Source organism: Meridianimarinicoccus roseus (genome assembly GCF_003172915.1).
Lineage (GTDB): Bacteria > Pseudomonadota > Alphaproteobacteria > Rhodobacterales > Rhodobacteraceae > Meridianimarinicoccus > Meridianimarinicoccus roseus.
The window spans coordinates 1-25707 of the sequence record NZ_QGKU01000068.1 but is presented as its reverse complement, the minus strand read 5'-3'; the positions used below and the strand labels follow the sequence as shown (position 1 = coordinate 25707).

Sequence of the window (25707 nt, the reverse complement as noted above, 5' to 3'; positions counted from 1 at the left end):
CCACCACAAGGAGCCGCCATGAGCCGCCCGCTGATCGCCATCCTGCGCGGGATCACCCCGCCCGACGCCCTGCCCGTGACCGAGGCGCTGATCGGCGCGGGAATCGACCGGATCGAGGTGCCGCTGAATTCGCCCGATGCACTGGACAGCATCGCCGCCATGGCCGCTGCCTTCGGCCAGGATGCGCTGATCGGCGCCGGTACCGTGCTGACCGCGGCCGAGGTCGAACTGGTGTCGGCGGCTGGCGGACGGCTGGTGGTATCGCCCAATTGCGACCCGGACGTGATCCGCGCGACGCGGATCTGCGGCATGGCCAGCTTTCCCGGCGTCTTCACGCCGACCGAGTGCTTTGCAGCGCTGAAGGCCGGGGCCGACGGGCTGAAGATCTTCCCGGCCTCGCTGTTGGGGCCGAACGGGCTGGCCGCCCTTCGCGCGGTACTGCCGCCCGACGCGCAGGTGTTTGCGGTGGGAGGCGTCGGGCCGGACAATTTCGCCGCTTGGCGGCAGGCCGGGGCCAGCGGCTTCGGCATCGGCACCGCACTCTACGCGCCGGGGCGCAGCGCGGCCGAGGTTGCCGCCCGCGCGGCGGACCTTGTCGCAGCCTGGGAGCGGCTGGAGGGCAACGGGGCGACCCTGGCATGAAACGCAGCCTTGGCGTGTGCTACTACCCCGAACACTGGCCCGAAGCGCAGTGGCCCGAGGATGCCGCGCGCATGGTGGCCGCAGGCATTTCCCGCGTGCGCATCGGCGAATTCGCATGGGGATTGATGGAGCCGGAACCAGGCCGCTTCGACTGGGGCTGGCTCGACCGCGCGATCGGGGTTCTGGGGGACGCGGGGCTTGAGATCATCCTCGGCACGCCGACCGCGACGCCGCCGCGCTGGATGCTCGACCGTCATCCCGACATGCTGGCGCTGGATTCGCAGGGGCGCCCGCGCGGCTTCGGATCGCGGCGGCATTACTGCTTCAGCCACGCGGGATACCGGGCCGAGGCCGCGCGCATCACCGAAGCCATGGCCCGCCGCTATGGCCGCGATGCGCGCGTCATCGCCTGGCAGACCGACAATGAGTACGGCTGCCACGACACGGTGCTCAGCTACTCGCCCGCCGCCACCGCGGCCTTCCGCGACTGGCTGGCGCAGGAATATCAGTCGCCCGACGCGCTCAACCGTGCGTGGGGCAACGTTTTCTGGTCCATGGCCTATGACAGTTTCGATCAGATCGGTCTGCCCAACCTGACGGTGACCGAACCGAACCCGGCCCATGCCTTCGACTTCCGGCGCTTTTCAAGCGCGCAGGTGGTGGCCTTCAACCGGATGCAGGTCGATATTCTGCGCCGCCACACGGACGCGCCGATCCTGCACAACTACATGGGGCGCGAACTGGCGTACGACCATTTCGCGGTGGGCGCCGATCTCGACATCGCAAGCTGGGACAGCTACCCGATCGGCTTCCTGTCCGACCGGCTCGAGGCGGATGCCGATCACAAGCGCCGATACCTGCGGCAGGGCGATCCGGACATGCAGGCGCTGCACCACGACCTTTACAGGGCGGTGGGGCGCGGACGCTGGTGGGTGATGGAGCAGCAGCCCGGACCGGTGAACTGGGCACCGTGGAACCCCGCGCCCCTGCCCGGCATGGTGCGGCTCTGGACCTGGGAGGCCTTCGCCCACGGCGCCGAAACCGTCGCCTTCTTCCGCTGGCGGCAGGCGCCCTTCGCGCAGGAACAGATGCATGCGGGGCTGCTCCTGCCCGACAGCAGCGCGGCGCCGGGTCTGGCCGAGGCCGCGCAGGTCGCGGGCGAACTGGCCGCGATGCCCGATGTCGCCCCCGCCCGCGCACCCGTCGCGCTGGTTTTCGACTACGAAGCCGCCTGGGCCTGGGCGGTGCAGCCGCAGGGCGCGGATTTCGACTATTTCCGCATGGTGCTTTGCTGGTATCGGGGAGCGCGCGAACTGGGCCTGTCGATCGACATCTTGCCGCCCCACGCGGCTGATCTGGGCGATTACCGCGTCGTTCTGATGCCCGGCCTTGCCCGCCTGCGCCCTTCGGCGCTGCGGGCGCTGGACGGCTTTGGCGGGCGCGCGCTGATCGGCCCGCGAAGCAATGCCAAGGCCGACGCGATGGCGACGCCGGTCCCGCTGCCGCCGAACCTGCCGGGGATGGACCTGCGCATCACCCAGGTCGAAAGCCTGCCGCCGGGAATGACCGAGCCACTGTCGGGGGGCGGCCACGTGCTGCACTGGCGCGAGCACTTGCAGGGCGACGCGGAGGTGCTGGAGACGGACGCAGCCGGTGCGCCGCTGATCGTACGTGCGGGCGGTCTGGACTACTTGGGTGGCTGGCCCGATGCCGCGGCGCTGCGCCGCCTGATCCGGGCGGCCTGCGCGCAGCAGGGAATAGAGACCGAATCGCTGCCCGAAGGCCTGCGGCTGCGCGACACCGCGACCCACCGTTTCGCGTTCAACTACGGACCCGACCCCGTTGTCTGGGAGGGGCGCAGCCTTCCGCCCGCCGGCGTCGCATGGCGGGCGCGATGACCGCTTGCCAGCGCGCGGCGCAGCCGCTTAGGTGACGCCATGACCCAGCCCACCGTCGGCGTGACCGCCCTGCCTCAGTCCTGTGACGGCCGCCCCGTGCAGCGCGTGATCCTCGACAACGGATCCATCCGCGTGGCGCTTCTGACCCGGGGCGCGATCTTGCAGGATCTCAGGTTGGCGGGCGTGCCACACGCCCTGACCGTCGGCAGCCCCGACGCAAGCGCCTATCAGGACCCGCTGCGTTATTTCGGCGCAATAGTAGGGCCGGTGGCGAACCGGATAGCGGGCGGGCGGGCACGGCTGGACGGCATCGAGCACCAATTCGACCGGAACGAGGGCGGCACCACCACGCTTCATGGCGGTGCGGACGGCACCCACGCGCGGAACTGGGAAATCGACGTCGCCCGCGCCGATCGCGCGACACTGACACTGGCCCTGCCGGACGGCACGGGCGGCTTTCCCGGAAATCGCACCATCGCGGCACAATACGCCCTGACCGGTCCCGACACGCTGGAACTGACCGTGATGGCGGCGACCGATGCCGCGACCTGGATCAACTTCGCACCGCACGGGCTGTGGAACCTCGACGGAACGCCGGATCTGTCGGGCCACACCCTGCGCATCGCCTCGGACTACTACCTGCCGGTGGACGAGACCGCACTGGTCACCGGCGCAGTGGCGAAGGTGGCGGGCAGCGCGTTCGATTTCCGGGACCCGCGCCCGATCGGCCCCGGCACGCTGCCCGTGCTCGATCACAATTTCTGCCTGTCGCGGGTACGCCGCGCCCCGGTGGAGGTGCTGACACTGACTGGCGCAGGCGGCCTTGCGCTGCACGTTTCGACCTCCGAACCCGGCGTGCAGATCTATGACGCCGCTGGGTTCGACGGCGGCGCCGCGCGCGACCACGCGGGCAGCCCGATCGGGCCGGGCTGCGGGCTTGCCATCGAACCGCAGGGCTGGCCCGACGCGCCGAACCGGCCCGGCTTTCCGTCGGTCCGGGTGGAGGGCGGAACTGCCGTGCGGCAGATCACGCGCTGGCGCTTCTCCCGGCCTGGCTAAACCTCGCGCGCCCGCTCGCGGAGCTGGAACTTCTGGATCTTGCCGGTCGATGTCTTCGGCAGCGGGCCGAAAACCACGTGGCGCGGCGCCTTGTAGTGCGCCATGTTCTCGCGGCAGAAGGCAATCACCTCGTCCGCGCCGAGGGTCCGGCCGTCTTTGAGGGTCACGAACGCGCAGGGCGTCTCGCCCCAGCGTTCGTCCGGCCGCGCGACCACCGCCGCCTCCATGATGTCGGGGTGGCGGTACAGCACGTCCTCCACTTCGATCGAAGAAATGTTCTCGCCGCCCGAGATGATGATGTCCTTGGAACGATCCTTGATCTCGACATAGCCGTCCGGGTGCCTCACCGCGAGATCGCCCGACGCGAACCATCCGCCGCGAAAAGCCTCTTCGGTGGCGGAGGGGTTCTTGAGATATCCTTTCATCACGCAGTTGCCGCGCATGAAGATCTCGCCGATTGTGGTGCCGTCCTCTGGCACCGGCTGCATGGTTTCGGGATCCGCGACCATCAGGTCGTCCAGCGCCATGTTCGCCACGCCCTGCCGCGCCTTGAGCCGTGCCAGCCGGTCGGGCGGCAGCCCCTGCCAGCCGCGCTGCGGCATGCAGATCACCGATGGGCCGTAGGTCTCGGTCAACCCGTAGACATGGGTGATCTCCACCCCCATCGCTTCCATCTTCTCGATCACGCTGGCGGGCGGGGCGGCGCCCGCGGTCATCGCCTTCAGAGGGTTGCGGATGCGGTGCTTGAGATGGTCAGGTGCGTTGGCCAGCATGTTCATCACGATGGGTGCGCCGCAGAAATGCGTGACCTTTTCGTGCCCTATCAGGTCGAACACCACGTCGGCCCGCACCGCTCGCAGGCAGACCGCCGTGCCGGCATTCGCCGCCAGTGTCCAGGGAAAGCACCAGCCGTTGCAGTGGAACATGGGCAGTGTCCACAAATAGACGGCGTGGTGGGGCATCGCCCAGGTGGCGATGTTGGACACCGCGTTCAGATGCGCGCCCCGGTGGTGATAGACGACGCCCTTGGGATTGCCCGTGGTGCCCGACGTGTAGTTGAGCGAGATCGGGTCCCAGTCGTCGCGCGGCATGACCCATTCGTAGTCCGGGTCAGACCCGGCCAGCAGTTCGGTATAGGTCATCGTGCCGATCCGCTTCCCGCCCTCGAAACTGATGTCCTCGATGTCGATCACCAGCATGTCGCGGCCCGAGATGCGGATCGCCCGTTCCACCACTTCGGAAAACTCGGGATCGACCAGCACCGCCTTCGCCTCGCCGTGGTTCAGGATGAAGCCGATCATCTCGGCATCTAGGCGGGTGTTGATCGTGTTCAGCACCGCGCCGCACATCGGCACGCCGAAATGCGCCTCGAACATCTCGGGTATGTTGGCGGCGACGATGGCCACAGTGTCGCCCCGGCCGATGCCGCAGCGCGCCAGCCCGCCTGCCAGCATGAAGCAGCGCGCATAGGTTTCCGCCCAGGTCCGGCGCACCGCGTGATAGACCACGGCCGGATGGTCGGGATAGACCAGCGCCGTCTTGCGCAGGAAAGCCAGCGGCGTGAGCGGTTCATAATTCGCCGGACCCTTGTCCAGCCCCTGTTGATAGATGTTCGCCATGCGGTCTCCCCCCCATTGTGCTGGCCCGCAGGGTCACCCGATGGGCCCGCGCGCCGCAAGCCCAAAGCGCGGCGGGCTTGCAAATCGCGGCCCGTCAGGGCACCGAAGGGCCGACCCAGACGGAGCCCGCAATGTTCTACACCCCCCAAGACGGCCACGGCCTGCCGCACAACCCGTTCGGCGCCATCGTCGCACCGCGCCCGATCGGCTGGATCTCCAGCCGCGGGGCGGACGGGGCCGACAACCTTGCGCCCTATTCGTTCTTCAACGCGGTGGCCTATGTGCCGCCGCAAGTGATGTTCGCCTCCACCTCGACCAAGCCGGACCGGGGCGACACCAAGGACAGCATGGCCAATATCCGCGAAACCGGTGTGTTCTGCGTCAACATCGTGGAATACGCCGCTCGCGACGTGATGAACGCCTCTTCGGGCGCGCATCCGCGTGAGGTGGACGAATTCGCTAAGGCCGGCGCCGCCAAGGCCGGATGCGAGACCATCGATTGCGCCCGCGTGGCGAATGCCCCCGCCAGCCTCGAATGCCGCCTGACGCAGATCGTGCAACTGCCCGGCGCCGCGAATTTCGTGGCCTTCGGCGAGGTGACCGGGTTTCATCTGCGCGATGACTGCATCGTGGACGGGCGGTTCGACGTGACGCGCTTCAACCCGCTCTCGCGGCTGGGCTATCGCGACTACACGGTGGTGCGCGAGGTATTCGAACTGGCCCGCCCGGACGACTAGGTGCGTTTTGGCTTCGCGTGCGCGGCACCGGGTGCTAGCGTTGCGTCATGGACATGTTCCCGGTCACCTTCTACGCCGTGCTGTGCGGTCTTGTCGGCCTGCTCGCGCCGCGGTTCAGGCGCTGGTATGGACGACTCGTGTTCGGCGCGGTGCTGGGCGTGTCGGCCGCCATCGTGATGCCTCAGTTGCGCGCGCTGGTGGGCCTGTAAGCCCACTTTTCCCCGTGCCGGTTTGCCCCTAGTCTGCCGCGAAACGCCACCAGCACGGAGCACGGCATGGAAACCTTCATCGGGGTGATCGGCGGATCGGGTGTCTATGACATGGACGGTCTCGAAGGGGCGGAATGGGTCAGCATCGACAGCCCGTTCGGCAGCCCGTCCGACGCGATCCTGACCGGGCGCCTGAACGGCGTGCGCATGGCGTTCCTGCCGCGCCACGGGCGCGGCCACGTGCACAGCCCGACCACCGTGCCCTACCGGGCCAATATCGACGCGCTGAAGCGGCTGGGCGTGACCGACGTGATCTCGGTTTCGGCCTGCGGGTCGTTCCGCGAGGATATGGCGCCGGGCCACTTCGTGATCGTGGACCAGTTCGTCGACCGCACCTTCGCGCGCGACAAGTCGTTCTTCGGCGCGGGCTGCGTGGCGCATGTGTCGGTCGCGCACCCGACCTGCCCCCGGCTGAGCGCGGCCTGCCTTGAAGCAGCCACGGCGGCGGGGATCACCGTCCACATGGGCGGCACGTATCTTGCGATGGAAGGCCCGCAGTTCAGCACTCTGGCCGAATCGCGGTTGTACCGCGACGTGTGGGGCTGCGATGTGATCGGCATGACCAACATGCCCGAGGCCAAGCTGGCCCGCGAGGCGGAGCTCTGCTATGCCTCGGTCGCCATGATCACCGACTATGACAGCTGGCATCCGGATCACGGCGCCGTCGAGATCACCGCGATCATCGCCACCCTGACAGCCAACGCGGGCAATGCGCGGGCGCTGGTCACGCGGCTGCCGGACCTGCTGGGACAAGACCGCGCACCCTGCCCGCACGGGTGCGACCGCGCGCTGGACCACGCGATCCTGACCGCACCGGACAAGCGCGACCCCGCGGTGGTGGAACGGCTGCGCGCCGTCGCCGGCCGCGTGCTGGGGGGCTGAGGCATGGCACAGGTTCAGGACTATATCCGCACCATCCCCGATTTTCCCCATGCAGGGATCATGTTCCGTGACGTGACCACGCTGTTCGCCGATCCGCGGGGCTTCCGCATCGCGGTGGACCAGTTGCTGCAACCCTACGCCGGGCGGCGCATCGACGTGGTCGTCGGGCTGGAAGCGCGTGGCTTCATCCTGGGCGGCGCCGTGGCGCACCAGCTGTCAGCGGGCTTCGTGCCGGTGCGCAAGAAGGGAAAGCTGCCCGCCGCCACCATCTCCGAGGACTACACGCTGGAATACGGCCAGGCCACCGTCGAGGTGCATGACGACGCTATCGCGCCGGGCCAGTCGGTGCTGATCGTGGACGACCTGCTGGCCACCGGCGGTACGGCGGAGGCAGGGATCAAACTTGTGGAACGGCTGGGCGGCGACATCGTGGGTTGCGCCTTCGTCGTCGATCTGCCGGACCTTGGCGGTCGCGCGCGTCTTGAAGGGCTGGGGATGAAAGTCCACGCCCTTTGCGCCTACGAAGGAGACTGATGCAGCCCGCCCGCGCCTCTCACGCGCGCGCGGGCTGATGTTAGGATCTTCTTATCGGGTAGCCGTGTTGGGCGGCCTGGCCGATCAGCTGTCAGACTTCCTTGTCCGTGCCTTTCTCTTCCGCGTCTTCGTCGGGCAGGTTTTCCATGTTGATGACCCGAAGCGACTTGCGAAAAGCCACATCCCACGGAACCGCCGAGCTTAGCGGGCAGGACTGGGTCTGTACCTCATGTGCGGCATCGCTTTTCACAAGACCGTTCATCTCGAAAATCGATTCGGGCAACCACATCTGCAGCTGGTCGAAACGATAGGCACTGAAAACGCCGTTCTCGGTCGGGATCAGTGAACTGCGCACCATGCAGATGCGGTGGCGGCGGTTCATGAACTCGGCCATCTTGCGTTCGCAGTCGGCCGGTGCACCCATAGGCGCGTCGGGCTGAAGCTCCGTGAACTCGCCTGAGAAGTGCAGGTTGCCGGCCTTGAAACCTTCCGTCGTGCCAAGGCTGTCTTCAGACCCCAGCGACACCCAGTTCACAAGGAACGGAAGCGTATCGCCGATGGCGTTGGTAAAGCGGGCCTCCACCTTGACGCGAGTGACGAAGTCTTCCTGCAATTTCAAAGAACAAAGCTTTGTTTCGGCAAGGCCATCGGGCGAGATCGCGTAGATATCCCCCCCGCTGACGCCAACCGTGGCCTTCGTTCGGCCAAGGCTGAAGTGATATGCGACATCGTCCAGCGTGACGGCGGTCACCTTGTTAACCAAGAAAGCACTGACCAGAAGCACGGCCAGGACGCTGAGTACCATAGCGACACGTTTGAGCATCGTCTTTCTCCCAGTTTCATTACTTGGGACAGCAGACATTCCCGCAGGGTTTGTAGGCGTCCGGGCATTTGGGCGAGGATTGCGCAAGAACGGGCGCGGCGGCGGACAACAGGACAACACACAGAATCATCTTCATCGGCTCATCCTTTCTGAATTCGCAACTTAAGGTTAACCGATCGGCGGCCTTCCCGTAAGGTAAGGATTCCGGACCCTCAAACCGTGCGTTTGGACACAGCCAGTGTCAGGCCGACGGCACGCCCTGCCGCAGCACCGCGCCGGGATTCATGATCCCACGCGGGTCAAGCGCCGCCTTGATCGCGCGCATCGCCGCCAGTTTCGCCGGATCGCCGTAGCGTTCCAGATCGGCCACCTTCAATCGGCCGATCCCGTGTTCGGCACTGACCGATCCGCCCATCGCATCGACAAGATCGTGAACCGTGCGCCGCACCCGGTCCGAGGCCGCCGCGTAGCGGTCACGCTGTTCGCCCTTGGGCGGGAATACGTTGTAATGCAGGTTTCCGTCGCCAAGATGCCCGAAGCAGTTCACCCGAAACTGGCCCAACGCCTCGACGGCGGCGCGTGCCCGCTCGATGAAATCCGGCAACGCGCCCAATGGCAACGACACATCATGCGACGAGATCGACCCGATACGTCGGTTGGCTTCGGGTATCTGCTCACGCGTGGCCCAGAACGCCGCGCGCTGCGCCTCACAACCGGAAAGCACCCCATCCCGCACCAACCCGGCCGCCATCGCGCGTTCCAGAAGCACGGTCAGCGCCGCACCGGCGTCCTGCGCGCCATGCAGCCCCACGTCGATCAGCACCGCCCAGTCAGGCGGGGTATCGCCGAAAGGCTGGCGCAGGTCGGGCAGCGTTTCGGACAGGAAATCGAAGCTCTGCCGCGCGACCAGTTCGAACGCGGTGATCCCTTCGCCCAGGTCGTCCCGCGCCAGCGCCAGCAGGTCCAGCGCCGCCGCCGGACTGTCCACCGCCACGAAACCAGCGGCTTCGGAACGCGGGCGCGGGAACAGACGCAGGCTGGCGGCGGTGATGACGCCCAGCGTGCCTTCGGAACCGATCAGCAGGTTGCGCAGGTCATAGCCGGTATTGTCCTTGCGCAGGCGTTTCAGCCCATTCCAGATGCTGCCGTCGGGTAGCACCGCTTCGAGCCCGAGGCAGAGGTCGCGCGCGTTGCCATAGCGCAGCACGTTCACCCCGCCCGCGTTAGTCGCGAGGTTTCCGCCGATCCGGCACGACCCCTGCGACGCAAGCGCAAGCGGAAACAGAAGCCCATGCGCCGATGCCGCGTCCTGCACGTCCTGAAGGGTTGTGCCCGCTTCGCAGATCAGCACGTTCTCGGCCCGGTAGACGGCGCGCAGCCGGTTCATCCGTTCCAGCGAGATCAGAAGCGGGGCGGGACCGTCCGGCACAATTTGCCCACCGACAAGCCCGGTGCCCCCGCCATAAGGCACCACGGGCACACCTGCCGCGCCCGCGATGCGCACCGTTTCGGCGACCTCGCGTGTGCAGGACGGCAGCACCAGCGCAAGCGCATGTCCGTGAAAACGCCCGCGCGGTTCCTCCAGGTGGCCGGGGCCCGCCGCCCGCACTGCACCCTCCGGCAACGCCCCGCGCAGCGCGGACAGCACCGGGTGGCGGGACAGCGTGTCACTCATCGCGGCGCAGGTAGGACGGTTGCAGCACCATGATCGTCGGACGGCTGGGCAGCGTGCGCAGCGACACCTCCAGCCAGGATCGATCCAGCCGTTCGACGGCAAATTCACCGGACATTCCGTCAATGAAATATTCCAGCGTGCTCGGGCCGAACCAGTGCATCGGCACCACGATCGAGGACCGAAGCCGCTGCACGACGCGCATCATCGCCCGCACGTCCATCGTGTAGCCGCCATCCACCGGAACCATCACGACGTCCAGCCGTCCCAGCGCGGCGTATTGTTCCGGCGTGGGTTCGTGGTGCAGGTGTCCCAGATGCCCGATGCACAGCCCTGCGGTTTCGAACACGAAGATCGAATTGCCGTCCTTGCCGTCCTCAGCCGAATAGCTCCGGATGTCTGTGGTCACGTTGCGCACGATGAGATCGCCGGTTTCCAGGTAATGATCGGCGCGCCCGGTTTCGAAGTCCCAGCCCGGCAGGACATGGGGAATGCGCGGGTCGGGATCTTCGGTCCAATGGCTGGAATGCGCACGATTCATCGTGGCGACGTCCGGCACATGGTCGGCGCTGCCGATGAACCCGGTATAGTCGGTCACCGCGCTTTGCCCGCCCGGCGTCTGCAGAAGAAACATGGCATGGCCGAGGAAACTCAGCCGGACCGTGTACTCCGGCAGCGGATTTCGGAAGGCAGCCTTCTGCACGACGGCAAGTCCCGGCGTGTTGCGGACCAGCGAAATGCAGTGGCTTGGCTTGCGATCCTGCGCCGCGGCAGGCAGGGCAAGAACGGCGCAGGCAAGTAACAGGGCGATCAGGCGCATCCGGCTTCCTCCGACACTATGCCGCAAAGCATAGCGCATCGGGCGCGAAGGTCACGTCCGCCGTGCCGGCCGCGTCAGGTTGCGTCCGACCTTCCGCGCCGGTCGCTGCGCAAATTGGCGTACAGCACATGATTGCGCCAGCGCCCGTTGATCTGAAGATAGCTTTGCGCAACGCCCTCGTACTTGAAGCCGGAACTCTCCAGCACCCCGCGCGAGGCCGCGTTCTCGGGCAGGCAGGCCGCTTCGAGGCGGCTGAGGTCCATCACCTTGAACGCGTGGTGCGTGACGGCGCGGATCGCCTCGCGCATGTAGCCCTGCCGCGCGTGCCGTTCCCCGATCCAGTAGCCCAGGGTAGCGGCCTGCGCCGGACCGCGCCGGATGTTGTCCAGCGTGATTGCGCCGAGCAGGTCGCCCGTGCCCGCGTGGAACAGGAACAGCGGCAGCGCCGTGCCGTTGTCGATGCTGCGCCGCGCCCAATGCACGCGGTTCGTGAAGCCGCGCCGGGACAGGTGATCGGCGGCCCAGGTCGGCTCCCAAGGCTGCAGGAATTCAAGGCTTTCACGCCGCAGCGCGCACCAGACCAGGAAATCCGCGTGGATCGGTGGACGCAAACGCATCCTTTCGGACACGATCTGCACGCGGCTCCGGTTCAGCCGGATCATGCCGCAAGCCGCCCCCTGAGTTCCTCCAGCGACGGCGCGCCCGACACCGGCCCGTAAAGCGCCATTGCCGCCGGTGCAGCCGCGGCGATCCGAGTGCCATAGTCGCGAATACGGGCGGCGGTCGCGCCCTCGATCAGGTCAACAGTTTCTTCCAGCGGCGGCACCCGGTTCCAGATCGCCACCAGCCGCGCCAACCTTTCGGCACGGTTCGACGGGCTTTCCAGCCCCATCAGAAGGCCCGCCTTCATCTGTGACCGCGCGCGGGCCAGTTCCGCATCGTTGAGTTCCTGCGTGGCCTTGCGCAACTCGTCGATGGTGATGCGGGCCAACTCGCCTACCTGCTCGCCGCTGGTGCCAGCGTAGATCATGGTCATACCGGTATCGGAATAGGCCGACGCCTGCGCGAAGATCGTGTAGCAGAGGCCGCGCTTCTCGCGGATCTCCTGGAACAGCCGCGAGGACATGCCACCCCCCAGCGCCGTGGCAAAGACCTGCGCCGTATAGATGTCGTCGTCGCGGTAGCTGGGCCCTTCCAGCGCGATCGCCATATGCGCCTGTTCCAGCGCCTTGTCGGTCCGGTGTTCGCCGCAGGCGAAACGCGCGGGCGTGGCCAGCGCGAAGGGCGCGGGCTTGAGATGCCCGAAAAGCTTCTCGGCCTCGGCAACGATCTGATCGTGATCCACCGATCCGGCTGCAGACAGGATCATCTGGTCCGGCCCATAGCGTTCGCCGACGAAACCGAACAGATCCTCGCGCGAGAAGCCCTTCACGCGGGCCGCTTCGCCAAGGATGGTGCGACCGATGGGCTGGTCCGGAAAGGCGACCTCCTGAAGCCAGTCGAAGACGATGTCATCGGGCGTATCCAGCGCCTGTCCGATCTCCTGAAGGATCACGCCGCGCTCCACCTCGATCTCGGCGGGGTCCATCACCGGGTTCAGGATGATGTCGGCGATCACGTCCAGCGCCAGCATCACGTTATCTTCCAGCACACGCGCGTAGTATGCCGTCATCTCGCGAGAGGTGTAGGCGTTGATGTAGCCTCCCACATCCTCGATCGCCTCGGCGATCTGCAGGGCCGACCGCCGCTTGGTGCCCTTGAACGCCATGTGTTCCAGGAAATGGGCGATACCGTTTTGTTCCAGCCGTTCATGCCGCCCGCCCGCGGTGACCCACAGGCCAATGGCCGCGGACTTGAGCCCCGGCATCCGTTCGGTGACGATGCGCAGGCCGTTGGACAATCTATGAATTTCGACGCTCACGCTGAAATCTTCTCCTCGATGAGGGTTTCGATGGCCACCAATTCGTTGGCGACGCGGGTCACCCGTTCCGGCCGCTCATACAGGTCCGACATGCGGTTGGGAAGCGGCGGGCGCCGACCCATCGCCGCCTCGACTGCGTCAGGAAACTTGGCCGGATGCGCCGTGGCCAGTGTGATCATCGGCACCTGCGGGTCGGCAAGTTCGTGCGCGACCTTCACGCCGACCGCAGTGTGCGGGCAAAGGATCTCGCCGCTCGTGGCAAAGGACCGGGTGATCGTCGCCGCGGTTTCCTCTTCCGAGGCGCGGCCGCTGGCGAACAGATCGCGCAAACGGCCAAGGGCGCCCTGGCTGATCGGGAAGCTGCCGCTTTCGCCGAGCATCTTCATCTGGTCCGCAACCGCAGCGCCGTCGCGGTCGTAGACCTCGAACAGCACACGTTCGAAGTTGGAACTGACCTGGATGTCCATCGACGGGCTGATCGTCGGCTCCACGCCCGACTTGGTGTAGGCACCGGTTTCCATCGTGCGGTGCAGTATATCGTTGCGGTTGGTGGCGATCACCAGCTTGTGGATCGGCAAACCCATTCGGCGCGCGACGTAGCCCGCGAAGATATCGCCGAAATTGCCTGTCGGCACGGTGAAGCTGACCTTGCGGTGCGGTGCGCCAAGCGCGGTTGCCGCGGTGAAGTAGTAGACGACCTGTGCCAGCACCCGCGCCCAGTTGATTGAATTGACGCCGGCCAGCCGCACCCGGTCACGGAAGTCGAAATGATTGAAGGCGTCTTTTACACGCGCCTGGCAGTCGTCGAAATCTCCGTCCAGCGCCAATGCGTGGACATTTGGCTCGGACGGGGTGGTCATCTGGCGGCGCTGCACCTCGGACACCCGGCCATGCGGGAACAGGATGAACACGTCCACCGCATCGAGTCCGCGGAACGCTTCGATCGCGGCGGAGCCGGTGTCGCCCGATGTGGCCCCGATGATGGTGACGCGGTCGCCCCGGCGCTTCAGCGCGACCTCGAACATCTGGCCGATCATCTGCATCGCGAAATCCTTGAACGCGAGCGTCGGTCCGTGGAACAGTTCCAGCAGGAACTGATTTGCGTCGGTCTGAACCAGCGGCGCGCGCGCGGCATGTCCGAAACCGGAATAGGCCCGCTCGATGATGGCGCGGAACTCCGCATCGGTGAAGGTGTCGCCGATGAAGGGCTTCATGACGCGGAAAGCGACCTCTTCATAGGGCAGCCCCGCCAGAGCGGCGATCTGCGCGGCATCGAACACCGGGATCGTCTCGGGAAGATACAACCCGCCGTCGCGGGCCAGCCCGGTCAGCATCGCTTCTTCGAAATTCAGGACCGGCGCCTTGCCGCGGGTAGAGACGTACTTCATGTGCTTTCGCTTTCACGGTTGCGGCGCGCCTGCGCTGCGAAGAAGGCGGTCATGCCGGCCCAGACGATCGCCAGCAGGAACCATGTCACCGCGTATTGCAGGTGATTGTTGGGAATGCCCGCAGTGTCGACCGGCAGCGGCGTGACCGCCAAAGGCGCCTCGTCGGTTCTGCGCACGACCAGCAGGACCGGGTCGGTGCCCAGTTCCGCCGCCATCGCTGGCACGTCGCGCGCGAACCACAGGCGACCTTCGGGATCGGGGGTGAAGCCGTCTACCTCGTCGGGCCAATGCAGGTTACCGGTCACGGTTGCCTGCACCGCAGGGCGCGGCCGGTCACGGTCGGTCTGGCGGATGAATCCGCGGTCGATCAGGATGCGCCGCGCGCCAAGATCGAATGGCGCGATCACTCGGTAACCGGGGCCAACCGCCTTCAGGCTCGCCTGCACCAGGATCTCCTCCGCGCCGATGGTCCCGCTGGCCTGCACCGGCAGGTACCTGTCAGCTCCGGGATCGGGATCGGCGGGAACCGCGACCGGCGCACCGGTCATCTGCGCCTCCATGTCGGCCAGCACCGCCTCTTTCCAGTCAAGCCGCTGCATCTGCCACAGGCCGAGCCAGACCAGGATCGCCGTCCCGGCCAGGCCGAACATCAGGGGCAGAAGAAGTCGCATGAGGCCTCCGTGCGGCGCGAACGGGAAGGGCGCAGGCCTTTCGGCCCGCGCCCCGCTTTACGCCTGACAGTGGGGAAGGTTCAACCGCCCCAGATATAGATCGACGCGAACAGGAACAGCCAGACCACGTCCACGAAGTGCCAGTACCACGACGCGGCTTCGAAGCCGATGTGGTTGTCCGGGGTGAAATGGCCAGCCTGAAGCCGCAACAGGCAGATCGTCAGGAAGATCGTGCCGATGATCACGTGCGCGCCGTGGAAGCCCGTCGCCATGAAGAAGTTCGCACCATAGATGTTGCCCGAGAAGCCGAAGGCCGCGTGGCTGTATTCGTACACCTGAAAGACGGTGAACAGAACGCCGAGTCCGATGGCGAGGATCAGTCCCCACTTCATGTCCTTGCGGTTGTTCTCGTGAACCAGCGCGTGGTGCGCCCAAGTCGCCGCCGCGCCGGAGCAAAGCAGGATCAGCGTGTTGATCAGCGGAAGGTGCCAGGGATCGAAGGTTTCGATGCCGACCGGCGGCCAGACGCCATCGACAGCCGGGCTGTCCGGGCCCATCGGATAGAGCGCATGCTTGAAGAAGCTCCAGAACCACGCCGCGAAGAACATCACCTCGGACATAATGAACAGGATGAAGCCGTAGCGGAGGCCGATCTGGACCACCGGCGTATGATCGCCGACCTGGTTCTCGGCCACGGTTTCGGACCACCAGCCGAACATGACGTACAACACGCAGATCAGACCGGCGAGGAACATCCAGGGCCCGCTGCCGTGCATCAGAAGGACGGCGCCGAACAGCATGAAGAACGCCCCGGCCGCGGCCAGAAGCGGCCAGATCGACGGCTGGAGGATATGGTAGTCGTGATTCTTTTCGTGGGCCATGGGTTGCTCTGTCTCTCTCGGTCGCTCGTCAGTTCACGGAAGATTGGGTCTGTGCGGGGTCGGGCGCGCCCCCGGCGTCAGGCGCAAGGCGCGCCTGCCGGTCCTCCGGCACATCCGTTTCATAAAAGGTGTAGGACAGCGTGATCTCATGTAGGAACTTGCCTTCACGGTCCTCGACGATCTCGGGATCCACATAGAATGTCACCGGCATCTGCACCCGCTCACCAGGCTGCAACACCTGCATGGTGAAGCAGAAGCAATCGATCTTGGTGAAATAGCCGCCAGCGGCATAAGGGGTCACGTTGTAGGTGGCGGTGCCCGCGACGGGCCGGTCTGTGGGGTTGTAGGCCTCGTAAAAGGCCAGCCCGGTTTCGCCGATCTTGAGGTCCATCGTCCGCTGCACCGGCTTGAACTGCCAGGGCATGTCGCGGTCGGTGGAAGCGTCGAAACGCACCTTCACTGTCTTGTCGAGCACGCTGTCCGACGCCTGGCTAGAGGCAGATGTCGTCCCGCCGAAGCCGGTAACGCGGCAGAACAGGTCATACAGGGGCACGGCAGCGAAGCCCAGCCCGGCCATGACCACGACGACGCCCGCGGTGGCGAAGGCGGTGTTGCGCACCCCGGCCCGGCTCATTGCGACGTCTCCGGAAGCATTTCCGGACGGAGAACGTGGTCGAAGCCCTGCGTGGGCGCGCCCCCGCCGACCTTGGCCACAGTCAACCCGAACATCACGGCCACGAACCCGAGAAGAACGAGCCCAAGCCCCAGGTTGCGCCCGAACCGGCGCTGGTGAAGGTCATGCTGCTTGCCGAACGACATTACCAGATCCCCCATCCGAAGCGGTCCAGCCCCGCATCGACCATCAGCGCGCCGAAATGCGCGAACAGGTAGTAGAGCGAGAAGCGGAAGAACGCTTTTTCAACTTTGTAATTGTCCGCCTCGGCAGCGGCATCGTCGCGCCGCGCGATTGCGACGGCACCCTGCAGGAAGCGCAAGTTCATGATCACTGCGACCGCAAGATAGACCGGCCCGCCGATGGCCGAGAATGCCGTGCCGATCGCCAACGGCGCCAGAAGCGCGGTGTAAACAACGATGTGGCGGCGGGTCGCCGGGCGGCCATGCGTGACGGTCAGCATGGGCACGCCCGCGTCGGCGTAGTCGGACTTCATGAACAGCGCCAGCGCCCAGAAATGAGGCGGCGTCCACATGAAGATCAGCGCAAACATCAGAACGCTTTCAAGCGACACGCTGCCCGTCGCCGCCACCCAGCCGATCATCGGCGGGAAGGCTCCGGCGGCGCCTCCGATTACGATGTTCTGCGGCGTCCAGCGCTTCAGCCACATCGTGTAGATCACGGCGTAGAAGAAAATCGTGAAGGCAAGAAGACCGGCCGCGGCCCAGTTGGCCGCAAGGCCAAGCATCACGACCGCGATGCCCGACAGCGCCAGCCCCAGCGCGAGCGCCTCATCGCCGCGCACCGCGCCGGACGGGACCGGGCGGGACCGCGTGCGGCGCATTACGGCATCGATGTCGGCATCCCACCACATGTTCAGCGCGCCCGACGCGCCGCCGCCCAGGGCGATGAACAGTATGGACGCGAACGCCACCATCGGGTGCAGCGATACCGGCGCGACCATCAGCCCGGCAAAGGCAGTGAACACGACCAGCGTCATGACGCGTGGCTTCAGCAGCGCAACGTAATCGCCGAACCCCGCCTCGCCGGTCCGTGTTCCGGGCAGTGTGGATGTTGCGTCGGTCATTCAGTCTTCTCCGTCCCGCCCGGCACTTTCGGGCGGGGCTTGTTCAGGGGGCGCGATCTCAGCGCGCAGCGACCTCGAAGTCGGCGGGAATACCGGCATACTCTTCGCGCATCTGCGCCAGCCATGCCTCGTATTTCTCTTCGCTCACGACCTTCACGGTAATCGGCATGTAGGCGTGGGCCTGACCGCACAACTCCGAACATTGGCCGAAATAGACGCCTTCCTTCTCGGCCTTGAACCACAGCTGCGCAAGGCGGCCAGGCACAGCGTCCTGCTTCACGCCGAAGGCGGGCACGGTCCAGGAATGGATCACGTCGGCGCCGGTCACCTGCACGACAATGGTCTTGCCGACGGGCACGACCATGGGTTCGCTCGTGGCCAGAAGATACTCGTCCTCGGCATAGCCTGCCTCGGCCAGTTCGTCCTTCTCCAGCATGAACGCCTCGTAGGAGAAGCCTTCATCCACGTACTCGTAGCCCCAGTACCACTGGTAACCCGTGGTCTTGATGGTGATGTCTGCCTCCGGGATCTCCTGCTGCTTGAACAGGATCGGCAGCGAAAAGGCGCCGATAAACACTAGGATGATGATCGGAACGATCGTCCACGCCACTTCCAAAGGCGAGTTGTGCGTGAAGGTACCCGGCTCCGGATTGCGCTTCTCGTTGAATCGCAGAATGCACCACACCAGCAACGCCGTCACGAACAGAACGATGGCGATGATGATCACGTTGATAAAACCGTCGAGCCATTGCAGGTCGCGCGCCAGTTCCGTTGCGGCCGGCTGGAAGCCCGTGCCGCCGGGAATCGGCTTTCCGACCACCGGCAGATCACCCAGCACGTCCTGCGCCAGAGCCGCAGGCGCGGCGAGGGCCGTCAGCGCAGCGGTGGCAAGCCCAAGGGTCGGCAGTTTGATTCGCATGTTTTCTTCCTGTTGATCTCGCCGAAGGCACGGCGCAGTTTGGTTCGACGTGCCCGGGCGTGGTCACCCATTGTTGTGATGAGCCCAAAGATCATATCTGAGGCAATGGAACAAGATGCGGCCCTGCGACATTCCGGTCAGTTTGACCTGAATCAAAGACATGAAAGCGGATTTACATGAACGTAGACAGGTTTGACCCGTTCGCCACGCGCATCGACCCCGACGTCGCGCTTGCACGGCTACGCGCGGCCACGGACGGCGCAGATGATGGCGAACTGTTCCTGGAGCGCCGCCGTTCCGAGGTTCTGAGCTACGATGACGGGCGCCTGCGCACAGCCAGCTACGATGCCTCCGAAGGGTTCGGGCTGCGGGCGGTGCGCGGTGACACGACCGGATACGCGCATTCCACCGAAGTGACCGAGGCCGCGCTCGCGCGCGCCAGCGACACGGCGCGGCTGGCGGTTGGCGCGGGCGGCGGGACCTTGGCCGAACCGCCGCAGGGAACCAACACGCGGCTCTACTCCGACGTCGATCCGCTGATCGAGGCCCCTTTCGCCGCGAAGATCGCCACGCTGCGCGATATCGACACCTTCGCGCGGGACATCGACCCGAGGGTGGTGCAGGTTTCGGCAACGCTGGCTGCCGGGCAGCAGGAGGTCGTGATTCTGCGCCCGGACGGGATGATCGTGTCGGACATCCGGCCGATGACGCGGCTCAACGTATCGGTGATTGTGGAACAGGATGGTCGGCGCGAATCCGGCGGGGTTGGGGCGGGTGGACGGCGGCCGCTGTCGCTCGTCACCGACGCGGCCCATTGGCAGGACGCCGTGCGCGAGGCGCTGCGAATCGCGTCGGTCAACCTCGAGGCCGAGGCCGCTCCGGCCGGAGTAATGGACGTGGTGCTTGGCCCCGGCTGGCCGGGCATACTTCTGCATGAAGCCGTGGGCCACGGGCTTGAAGGCGATTTCAACCGTAAGAAGACGTCGGCGTTTTCCGGCCTGATGGGACAGCGCGTTGCCGCCCCCGGCGTGACGGTGCTGGACGACGGTACAATTCCCGACCGGCGCGGGTCGATCACGATCGACGATGAGGGGACACCCAGTCACCGCACCACACTGATCGAGGACGGCATCCTCGTGGGCTACATGCAGGACCGCCAGAACGCCCGGCTGATGGGTGCGGCCGCGACCGGCAACGGGCGGCGGCAAAGCTATGCCCATCCGCCTATGCCCCGCATGACGAACACCTACATGCTCGGCGGCAAGGAAGACCCCGCCGACATCCTCGCCGGTCTGGATGACGGGCTCTACGCCGTGGGATTCGGCGGCGGGCAGGTGGACATCACCAACGGAAAGTTCGTGTTCTCCTGCACAGAGGCCTACCGGGTGAAGAATGGCCGCGTCGGCGCGCCGGTAAAGGGCGCCACGCTGATCGGCGACGGGCCCACCGCGATGCAGCACATCCAGGCGATCGGCAACGATCTGGCTCTCGATCCCGGCATCGGCAATTGCGGCAAGGCGGGCCAATGGGTGCCGGTCGGGGTCGGCCAGCCCAGCCTGCGGATCGGCCGCCTGACGGTCGGCGGATCTTCATAACCCACCCGGCACGCAAGGAGCGTCGGCCGCGGCCGCGCTCCAGCCCGCCGGGTTTTCCGGAGAAACCATCAAAAATTCCGGTCCAATTTTACCTAAAGTTAAGCACCGCGGCGCGAGGGTGGCTTTACCCCTCGGGCGGAGCCGCGATGACACAAACCCTGTTTTCCTCCAACACCACACCCCTCACCTCACCCAGGACGGAAGAAGACAGATCGTCGTGGCTCCGCCTCATTCGCTCTCGCGGCGTCGGGGTTCACACGTTTTTCAGGCTGATGGGCGAACACGGAAGCGCCGCGCGCGTGCTCGATCTGCTGCCGGACCTCGCCGCACGGGCGGGCGTGACCAACTACACTGCCGCTGCACCCGATAGTGTAGAGGCTGAGTTGCGTGCGGGCCGCCGGGCCGGAGCGCGCCTCTTGTGCTGGGGCGATCCGGATTATCCGCCCCTGCTGGCCGGGATCCCCGACCCCCCGCCCGTTCTGTGGATGTGTGGCCGGGCCGAGGTTCTGGCAATGCCGCTGGTCGCGCTGGTGGGCGCGCGCAATGCCTCCAGCCTCGGGGAACGGATGGCTCGCCAGCTTGCGCAGGACCTCGGTCAGCAGGGATTCGCCACAGTTTCGGGCCTTGCGCGCGGCATCGACGCCGCAGTTCACGGCGCAAGCCTGAAGACCGGCACCGTGGCGGTTCTGGGCGGCGGTATCGACGTGCCGTACCCCTCCGAGAACGAGGCGCTCTTTCGGCGGATCGCGGACCAGGGTGTTCTGCTGTCGGAACAGCCGATGGGCCTTGCCCCGCAGGCGCGGCACTTCCCACGCCGCAACCGGATCATCTCGGGGCTGGCGCGCGGGCTGATCGTGGTGGAAGCCGCCGCGCGCTCGGGCAGTCTGATCACGGCACGCAACGCACTCGATCAGGGCCGCGACGTGCTGGCCGTGCCGGGCCATCCGTTCGATGGGCGCGCGACGGGCTGCAACATGCTGATCCGAGACGGCGCAACACTGATCCGCTCTGCCGCCGACGTGATCGACGCGCTCGGCCCTGTGGACGCGGATGCGCCCGATGCCCCGGAAGCCCTGCGCCCCCCGCAACCCGAATCTCCATCGCCCTCGGCCGCGCCGGAAGCGGCAGCCGACCGCGCGGTCCGGGCCTCTTTGACGACGCGTCCCGCACCGCGCCCGCAGGGCACGGTGCCCGAGCCTGCGCAGCAACGTATGGCCGCGATCCTGTCCCGGCTCGGCCCGACGCCGCTGCCCGAAGACCAGTTGATCCGCGACCTCGCCATGCCCGCGACCATCGTTGCGCCGGCCCTTATGGAACTGGAGCTTGAAGGGCGGATCGTGCGCCACGCCGGTGGCATGGTTTCCCGCAGCTAGCCCGCGACACGGCCGCCGCCGGACCCGCCCGACATTGACAAGCAATGCCCCGCAGTCACATCTAGCGGTCACCCGTTCGGAATGTCCCTGTCTCTGGAGCCCAGCTTATGCCGGTCGTCGTTGTCGAGTCCCCCGCGAAAGCCAAGACCATCAACAAGTATCTGGGCGACGACTACACCGTTCTGGCCTCCTACGGGCACGTTCGCGACCTGCCGCCAAAGGACGGGTCAGTCGATACGGACCACGATTTCGACATGATCTGGGAAATCTCGCCGGACAGTCGCAAGCACGTCAAGGCGATCGCCGATGCGCTTGCGGGCGATGACGCGCTGATCCTCGCAACCGACCCTGACCGCGAGGGCGAGGCGATCAGCTGGCACCTGCAGGAGGCGCTGACGAAGCGCAAGGCGATCAAGAAGTCCACGGAAGTCAGCCGCGTCGTGTTCAACGCGATCACCAAGTCGGCCGTCACCGAAGCGATGAAGAACCCCCGGCAGGTCGATCTTGAACTGGTGCATGCCTATCTCGCGCGCCGGGCGCTCGACTACCTCGTGGGCTTCAACCTCAGCCCTGTGTTGTGGCGCAAGCTGCCGGGCGCGAAATCGGCCGGGCGCGTTCAGTCCGTGTGCCTGCGCATCATCGTCGAACGCGAGATGGAGATCGAGGCTTTCAAGCCGCGCGAATACTGGTCGGTCCGCGCCGTGCTGGAAACCCCGCGCGGGCAGACCTTCACGGCCCGGCTGACGGTGCTGGGCGGGCGCAAGCTGGACAAGTTCGACCTGGCTACCGCCGAGGCGGCCGAACTGGCGGTGCAGGCCGTCAGTTCGCGCGCCCTTGCCGTGCGGTCGGTCGAAGCCAAGCCCGGCACGCGCAACCCCGCCCCGCCCTTCATGACCTCCACCCTGCAGCAGGAAGCGAGCCGCAAGTTCGGCTTCGGTGCGCGCCAGACCATGAGTGCGGCGCAGCGGCTTTATGAGGCGGGGCTGATCACCTACATGCGGACCGACGGGATCGACATGGCTCCCGAGGCGGTGATGTCCGCGCGCGACGCGATCAAGGACCGCTACGGCGACAACTACCTGCCGGGGTCGCCCCGCATGTACAAGAACAAGGCCAAGAACGCGCAAGAGGCACACGAGTGCATCCGTCCCACGGACATGGGCCGGGATGCCGCGGCGCTGCGCATCTCGGACGGCGACCAGCGCAGGCTCTATGACATGATCTGGAAGCGCACCATCGCCAGCCAGATGGCAGCCGCGCGGCTGGAACGCACGACCATCGACGTGGGAAGCCCGGACGAGCAGGTGATGCTGCGGGCCACCGGGCAGGTCGTGCTGTTCGACGGTTTCCTGAAGGTCTACGAGGAGGGTCGCGACGACGACGGCGATGATGAGGGCGCCCGGCTGCCGCAGGTCGCCGAAGGCGACACGGTCAGCCCGGCTCGCGACGCGCTTCAGGCAGACTATGAAAAGGCTGCGGGCAGCGCCGATGCAGTGGTGGAGACACGCAAGAGCGCGGCAGCGATCCTGTCCGACAGCGGCGCCGTGCTGGCGCAGCAGCATTTCACGCAGCCCCCGCCGCGCTATACCGAGGCCAGCCTTGTGAAGCGCATGGAGGAGCTTGGCATCGGTCGACCCTCGACCTATGCGTCGATCGTGACCACGATCCAGGATCGCGGTTATGTCGTGAAGGACGGCAACCGCCTGATCCCGGAAGACAAGGGCCGCCTCGTTACCGCGTTCCTCGTCAACTACTTCCGCAAGTATGTCGGCTACGACTTCACCGCCGATCTCGAAAGCCAGCTCGACGACGTATCGGCGGGCGAGCGGGACTACAAGGAAGTGCTGCACCAGTTCTGGCGCGACTTCTCGGCCGCTATCGAGGAAACCGCCGAACTGCGCATCACCGAGGTTCTGGAAAAGATCAACGAGGTGCTCGAGCCGCACCTGTTTCCGCCCAAGCCTGATGGCTCCGACCCGCGGCTTTGCCCGAATTGCGGCGCCGGGCGCCTCTCGATGCGCACCGCGCGGTCGGGCGGGGCCTTCATCGGCTGTTCCAACTATCCCGAATGCCGGTACACGCGCCCGTTCGGCCCGCCCGGTATGGAAGACACCGATGCCAGCGGAATTCCGCCCGAAGGCAAGCTTCTGGGTGTGGATGCGGGCGACAACATCTACGCCCACAAGGGCCGCTTCGGACCGTACGTGCAACGCGGCGAGGTGACGGAGGAGAACAAGAAACCGCCGCGACAGTCGATCCCGAAGGACTGGCCCGCAGATCAGGTGGACCTCGAACAGGCGGTCAAGCTGCTGTCTCTCCCGCGCGAAATAGGCCCGCATCCCGAGGACGGGGTCACGATCTGGGCCAATATCGGGCGCTACGGGCCGTACCTGAAACACGCCGAGTCGATTTCCCACAAGGGCGGCACCAATGCCAACCTCGAGGACGTGGACGAGGTGTTCACGATCGGGATGAACCGCGCGGTGGAGGTGCTGGCGTCCAAGCCCAAGCGCGGAAAACCCGCCCCGACCACCCCGCTCAAGGAGCTGGGCGAGCACCCGGACGGCGGCGCGGTGAACGTGATGAAGGGCCGCTATGGGCCTTACGTGAAGTGGGACAAGGTCAACGCCACGCTGCCCAAGGATATCGACCCCGAAACCATGACGCTGGAGCAGGCGCTGCCGATCCTGGCGGAGCGGGCCGCCAAGACCGGCGCGAAGAAGAAGGCGGCCCCCAAGAAAAAACCGGCGGCCAAGAAACCAGCCGCGAAGAAACCGGCGGCGAAAAAGAAGACAGCCGCGTCGAAATCTTCTTCCAAGGCGGCGGAGTGACCGCCGCCCGTCGCCGCGCTGCGGCATTTTGTTGACACATCCGCACCGCAACGTCACAAGTTCCGCAAACTGCGTGGAAGGATGCGTATATGAAAAAGGTGTACGGCAGCGCGTCGGAGGCTCTTGACGGGCTTTTGTCGGACGGGATGCTCATCGCGGCGGGGGGCTTTGGTCTTTGCGGCATTCCTGAGCTTCTGATCGACGCCATTGTCGAAAGCGGCGTCAAGGACCTGACCGTCGCCTCGAACAACGCGGGCGTCGATGACTTCGGGCTCGGCAAGCTGCTGGCCACCCGCCAGATCAAGAAGATGATGTCGTCCTATGTCGGCGAGAACGCGGAATTCATGCGCCAGTACCTGTCGGGCGAGCTGGAGCTAGAATTCAATCCGCAGGGCACGCTCGCCGAACGCATGCGCGCGGGCGGCTGCGGCATCCCGGGCTTCTACACCAAGACCGGCGTCGGCACGATGATCGCCGAGGGCAAAGAAGTGAAGCAGTTCGACGGCGAGGATTTCATCCTCGAGCGCGGCATCTTCGCGGACCTGAGCATCGTGAAGGCGTGGAAGGCAGACGACACCGGCAACCTCGTCTTCCGCAAGACCGCGCGCAACTTCAACCCGCCCGCCGCGATGTGCGGCAAGGTCTGCGTTGCCGAGGTCGAGGAAATCGTGCCGCGCGGCGCGCTCGACCCCGACGCCATCCACCTGCCCGGCATCTACGTGCACCGGATCGTGCAGGGCGACCACGAGAAACGGATCGAACAGCGCACGACGCGCAAGCGGGAGGAAGCCTGATGCCCTGGGACCGCAACCAGATGGCCGCGCGCGCGGCACAGGAACTCGAAGACGGCTGGTACGTGAACCTCGGGATCGGCATTCCGACGCTGGTGGCCAATTACGTCGGCGACAAGGACATCACACTGCAATCCGAGAACGGGATGCTCGGCATGGGGCCCTTCCCCTACGAGGGCGAGGAAGACCCCGACCTGATCAACGCGGGCAAGCAGACGATCACCGAGTTGAACCGCACGTCGTATTTCGACAGCGCGACCAGCTTCGGGATGATCCGGGGCGGCAAGATCGCGGCGGCGATCCTGGGCGCGATGGAAGTGGCCGAGAACGGCGATCTGGCGAACTGGATGATCCCCGGCAAGCTGGTGAAGGGCATGGGCGGCGCGATGGATCTCGTGGCCGGGGTCGGCCGGGTCATCGTGGTGATGGACCACCAGAACAAGGCGGGCGAGAGCAAGGTGCTGAAGGCCTGCACGCTGCCGCTGACCGGCACCGGCGTGGTGGACCGGATCATCACCAATCTCGGGGTGCTCGACGTGGTCGAGGGCGGGCTGAAGATCGTCGAGACCGCCGACGGCGTCACCGAAGACGACATCCGCGCCGCAACCGAGGCGACAATCGT

Annotated in this window: 25 protein-coding genes; 12 read left to right on the top strand and 13 right to left on the bottom strand. The window is 66.1% G+C overall.

Translation table 11 applies throughout. The annotated features are described in order from the left end of the window. Positions 1-18 precede the first annotated feature (18 nt). Genes DKT77_RS19850 through DKT77_RS19840 form a run of 3 tightly spaced genes read left to right on the top strand, consistent with a single transcriptional unit; the run spans position 19 to position 3599 of the window. On the top strand, positions 19-642 hold the full coding sequence (locus tag DKT77_RS19850) for a 2-dehydro-3-deoxy-6-phosphogalactonate aldolase (RefSeq protein ID WP_109813378.1): 624 nt from the start codon (positions 19-21) through the stop codon (positions 640-642). Beyond that, entirely contained in the window at positions 639-2540 is a 1902-nt protein-coding gene (locus tag DKT77_RS19845; protein ID WP_109813377.1) for a beta-galactosidase, read from the top strand. The genes DKT77_RS19850 and DKT77_RS19845 overlap by 4 nt, the downstream gene beginning before the upstream one ends. 39 nt (positions 2541-2579) lie before the next feature. After that, positions 2580-3599, top strand: coding sequence for an aldose epimerase family protein (locus tag DKT77_RS19840; RefSeq protein WP_109813376.1), 1020 nt, complete (start codon positions 2580-2582; stop codon positions 3597-3599). Here the strand turns inward: DKT77_RS19840 and DKT77_RS19835 are convergent. Then, positions 3596-5218, bottom strand: a complete 1623-nt coding sequence (locus tag DKT77_RS19835; protein ID WP_109813375.1) for an acyl-CoA synthetase — start codon at positions 5216-5218, stop codon at positions 3596-3598. The two genes, DKT77_RS19840 and DKT77_RS19835, sit on opposite strands and share 4 nt — an antisense overlap. Before the next feature lie 131 nt (positions 5219-5349). Between DKT77_RS19835 and DKT77_RS19830 the strand changes: the two genes are divergently transcribed. From DKT77_RS19830 to DKT77_RS19820, 4 genes are all read left to right on the top strand, one after another. Further along, the gene (locus DKT77_RS19830) at positions 5350-5955 is read left to right on the top strand and encodes a flavin reductase family protein (RefSeq protein ID WP_109813374.1); all 606 of its coding nucleotides are present in this window, start codon (positions 5350-5352) and stop codon (positions 5953-5955) included. A gap of 47 nt (positions 5956-6002) precedes the next feature. After that, positions 6003-6164: a hypothetical protein gene (locus DKT77_RS21285; RefSeq protein ID WP_238548058.1), complete on the top strand. Its 162-nt coding sequence runs from the start codon at positions 6003-6005 to the stop codon at positions 6162-6164. 66 nt (positions 6165-6230) lie between these two features. Further along, positions 6231-7106: an S-methyl-5'-thioadenosine phosphorylase gene (locus DKT77_RS19825; protein ID WP_109813373.1), complete on the top strand. Its 876-nt coding sequence runs from the start codon at positions 6231-6233 to the stop codon at positions 7104-7106. A 3-nt stretch (positions 7107-7109) separates the two neighbouring features. Beyond that, positions 7110-7640 (top strand): adenine phosphoribosyltransferase, encoded by a 531-nt coding sequence (locus DKT77_RS19820; RefSeq protein WP_109813372.1) that lies wholly within the window; start codon positions 7110-7112, stop codon positions 7638-7640. A 91-nt stretch (positions 7641-7731) separates the two neighbouring features. On the opposite strand, the gene DKT77_RS19815 is transcribed toward DKT77_RS19820, so the two are convergent. From DKT77_RS19815 to coxB, 12 genes are all read right to left on the bottom strand, one after another. Beyond that, positions 7732-8502: a hypothetical protein gene (locus tag DKT77_RS19815; protein WP_146205055.1), complete on the bottom strand. Its 771-nt coding sequence runs from the start codon at positions 8500-8502 to the stop codon at positions 7732-7734. Between the two features lie 202 nt (positions 8503-8704). Beyond that, a complete protein-coding gene (locus tag DKT77_RS19810) occupies positions 8705-10138 on the bottom strand; it encodes an FAD-binding oxidoreductase (protein WP_109813370.1) in 1434 nt (477 codons plus the stop codon). Beyond that, positions 10131-10955, bottom strand: coding sequence for an MBL fold metallo-hydrolase (locus tag DKT77_RS19805; RefSeq protein ID WP_238548057.1), 825 nt, complete (start codon positions 10953-10955; stop codon positions 10131-10133). The genes DKT77_RS19810 and DKT77_RS19805 overlap by 8 nt, the downstream gene beginning before the upstream one ends. Before the next feature lie 74 nt (positions 10956-11029). Next, positions 11030-11617, bottom strand: a complete 588-nt coding sequence (locus DKT77_RS19800) for a GNAT family N-acetyltransferase (protein WP_109813369.1) — start codon at positions 11615-11617, stop codon at positions 11030-11032. Next, positions 11614-12876 carry a M16 family metallopeptidase gene (locus DKT77_RS19795; protein WP_109813368.1) on the bottom strand — a complete coding sequence of 421 codons (1263 nt, stop codon included), beginning with the start codon at positions 12874-12876 and terminating at the stop codon, positions 11614-11616. The genes DKT77_RS19800 and DKT77_RS19795 overlap by 4 nt, the downstream gene beginning before the upstream one ends. Next, on the bottom strand, positions 12873-14264 hold the full coding sequence (gene thrC, locus DKT77_RS19790) for a threonine synthase (RefSeq protein ID WP_109813367.1): 1392 nt from the start codon (positions 14262-14264) through the stop codon (positions 12873-12875). Before thrC ends, DKT77_RS19795 begins: the two co-directional genes overlap by 4 nt. Further along, a complete protein-coding gene (locus DKT77_RS19785) occupies positions 14261-14935 on the bottom strand; it encodes an SURF1 family protein (protein WP_109813366.1) in 675 nt (224 codons plus the stop codon). The genes thrC and DKT77_RS19785 overlap by 4 nt, the downstream gene beginning before the upstream one ends. 80 nt (positions 14936-15015) lie before the next feature. Beyond that, positions 15016-15816 carry a cytochrome c oxidase subunit 3 gene (locus tag DKT77_RS19780; protein WP_109813365.1) on the bottom strand — a complete coding sequence of 267 codons (801 nt, stop codon included), beginning with the start codon at positions 15814-15816 and terminating at the stop codon, positions 15016-15018. A 28-nt stretch (positions 15817-15844) separates the two neighbouring features. Continuing rightward, a complete protein-coding gene (locus tag DKT77_RS19775) occupies positions 15845-16450 on the bottom strand; it encodes a cytochrome c oxidase assembly protein (RefSeq protein ID WP_109813364.1) in 606 nt (201 codons plus the stop codon). Continuing rightward, positions 16447-16650 carry a hypothetical protein gene (locus DKT77_RS19770; RefSeq protein ID WP_238548056.1) on the bottom strand — a complete coding sequence of 68 codons (204 nt, stop codon included), beginning with the start codon at positions 16648-16650 and terminating at the stop codon, positions 16447-16449. The genes DKT77_RS19775 and DKT77_RS19770 overlap by 4 nt, the downstream gene beginning before the upstream one ends. Beyond that, positions 16635-17576, bottom strand: coding sequence for a heme o synthase (cyoE, locus tag DKT77_RS19765; RefSeq protein WP_109813362.1), 942 nt, complete (start codon positions 17574-17576; stop codon positions 16635-16637). The genes DKT77_RS19770 and cyoE overlap by 16 nt, the downstream gene beginning before the upstream one ends. Positions 17577-17634: 58 nt before the next feature. After that, entirely contained in the window at positions 17635-18495 is an 861-nt protein-coding gene (gene coxB / locus DKT77_RS19760; protein ID WP_109813361.1) for a cytochrome c oxidase subunit II, read from the bottom strand. Between the two features lie 176 nt (positions 18496-18671). Here coxB and tldD point away from each other — a divergent pair, with 176 nt between their 5' ends. The 5 genes from tldD to DKT77_RS19735 all read left to right on the top strand — a co-directional run. Continuing rightward, a complete protein-coding gene (gene tldD / locus DKT77_RS19755) occupies positions 18672-20090 on the top strand; it encodes a metalloprotease TldD (RefSeq protein WP_109813360.1) in 1419 nt (472 codons plus the stop codon). 146 nt (positions 20091-20236) lie between these two features. Beyond that, positions 20237-21463 carry a DNA-processing protein DprA gene (gene dprA / locus DKT77_RS19750; protein ID WP_109813359.1) on the top strand — a complete coding sequence of 409 codons (1227 nt, stop codon included), beginning with the start codon at positions 20237-20239 and terminating at the stop codon, positions 21461-21463. Positions 21464-21570: 107 nt separating this feature from the next. Further along, entirely contained in the window at positions 21571-24294 is a 2724-nt protein-coding gene (gene topA, locus DKT77_RS19745) for a type I DNA topoisomerase (RefSeq protein WP_109813358.1), read from the top strand. 89 nt (positions 24295-24383) lie between these two features. Then, positions 24384-25088, top strand: a complete 705-nt coding sequence (locus tag DKT77_RS19740; RefSeq protein ID WP_109810527.1) for a CoA transferase subunit A — start codon at positions 24384-24386, stop codon at positions 25086-25088. Next, on the top strand, positions 25088-25707 hold a 620-nt coding region (locus DKT77_RS19735), incomplete at its 3' end, for a CoA transferase subunit B (RefSeq protein WP_109810526.1). The genes DKT77_RS19740 and DKT77_RS19735, both read left to right, overlap by 1 nt.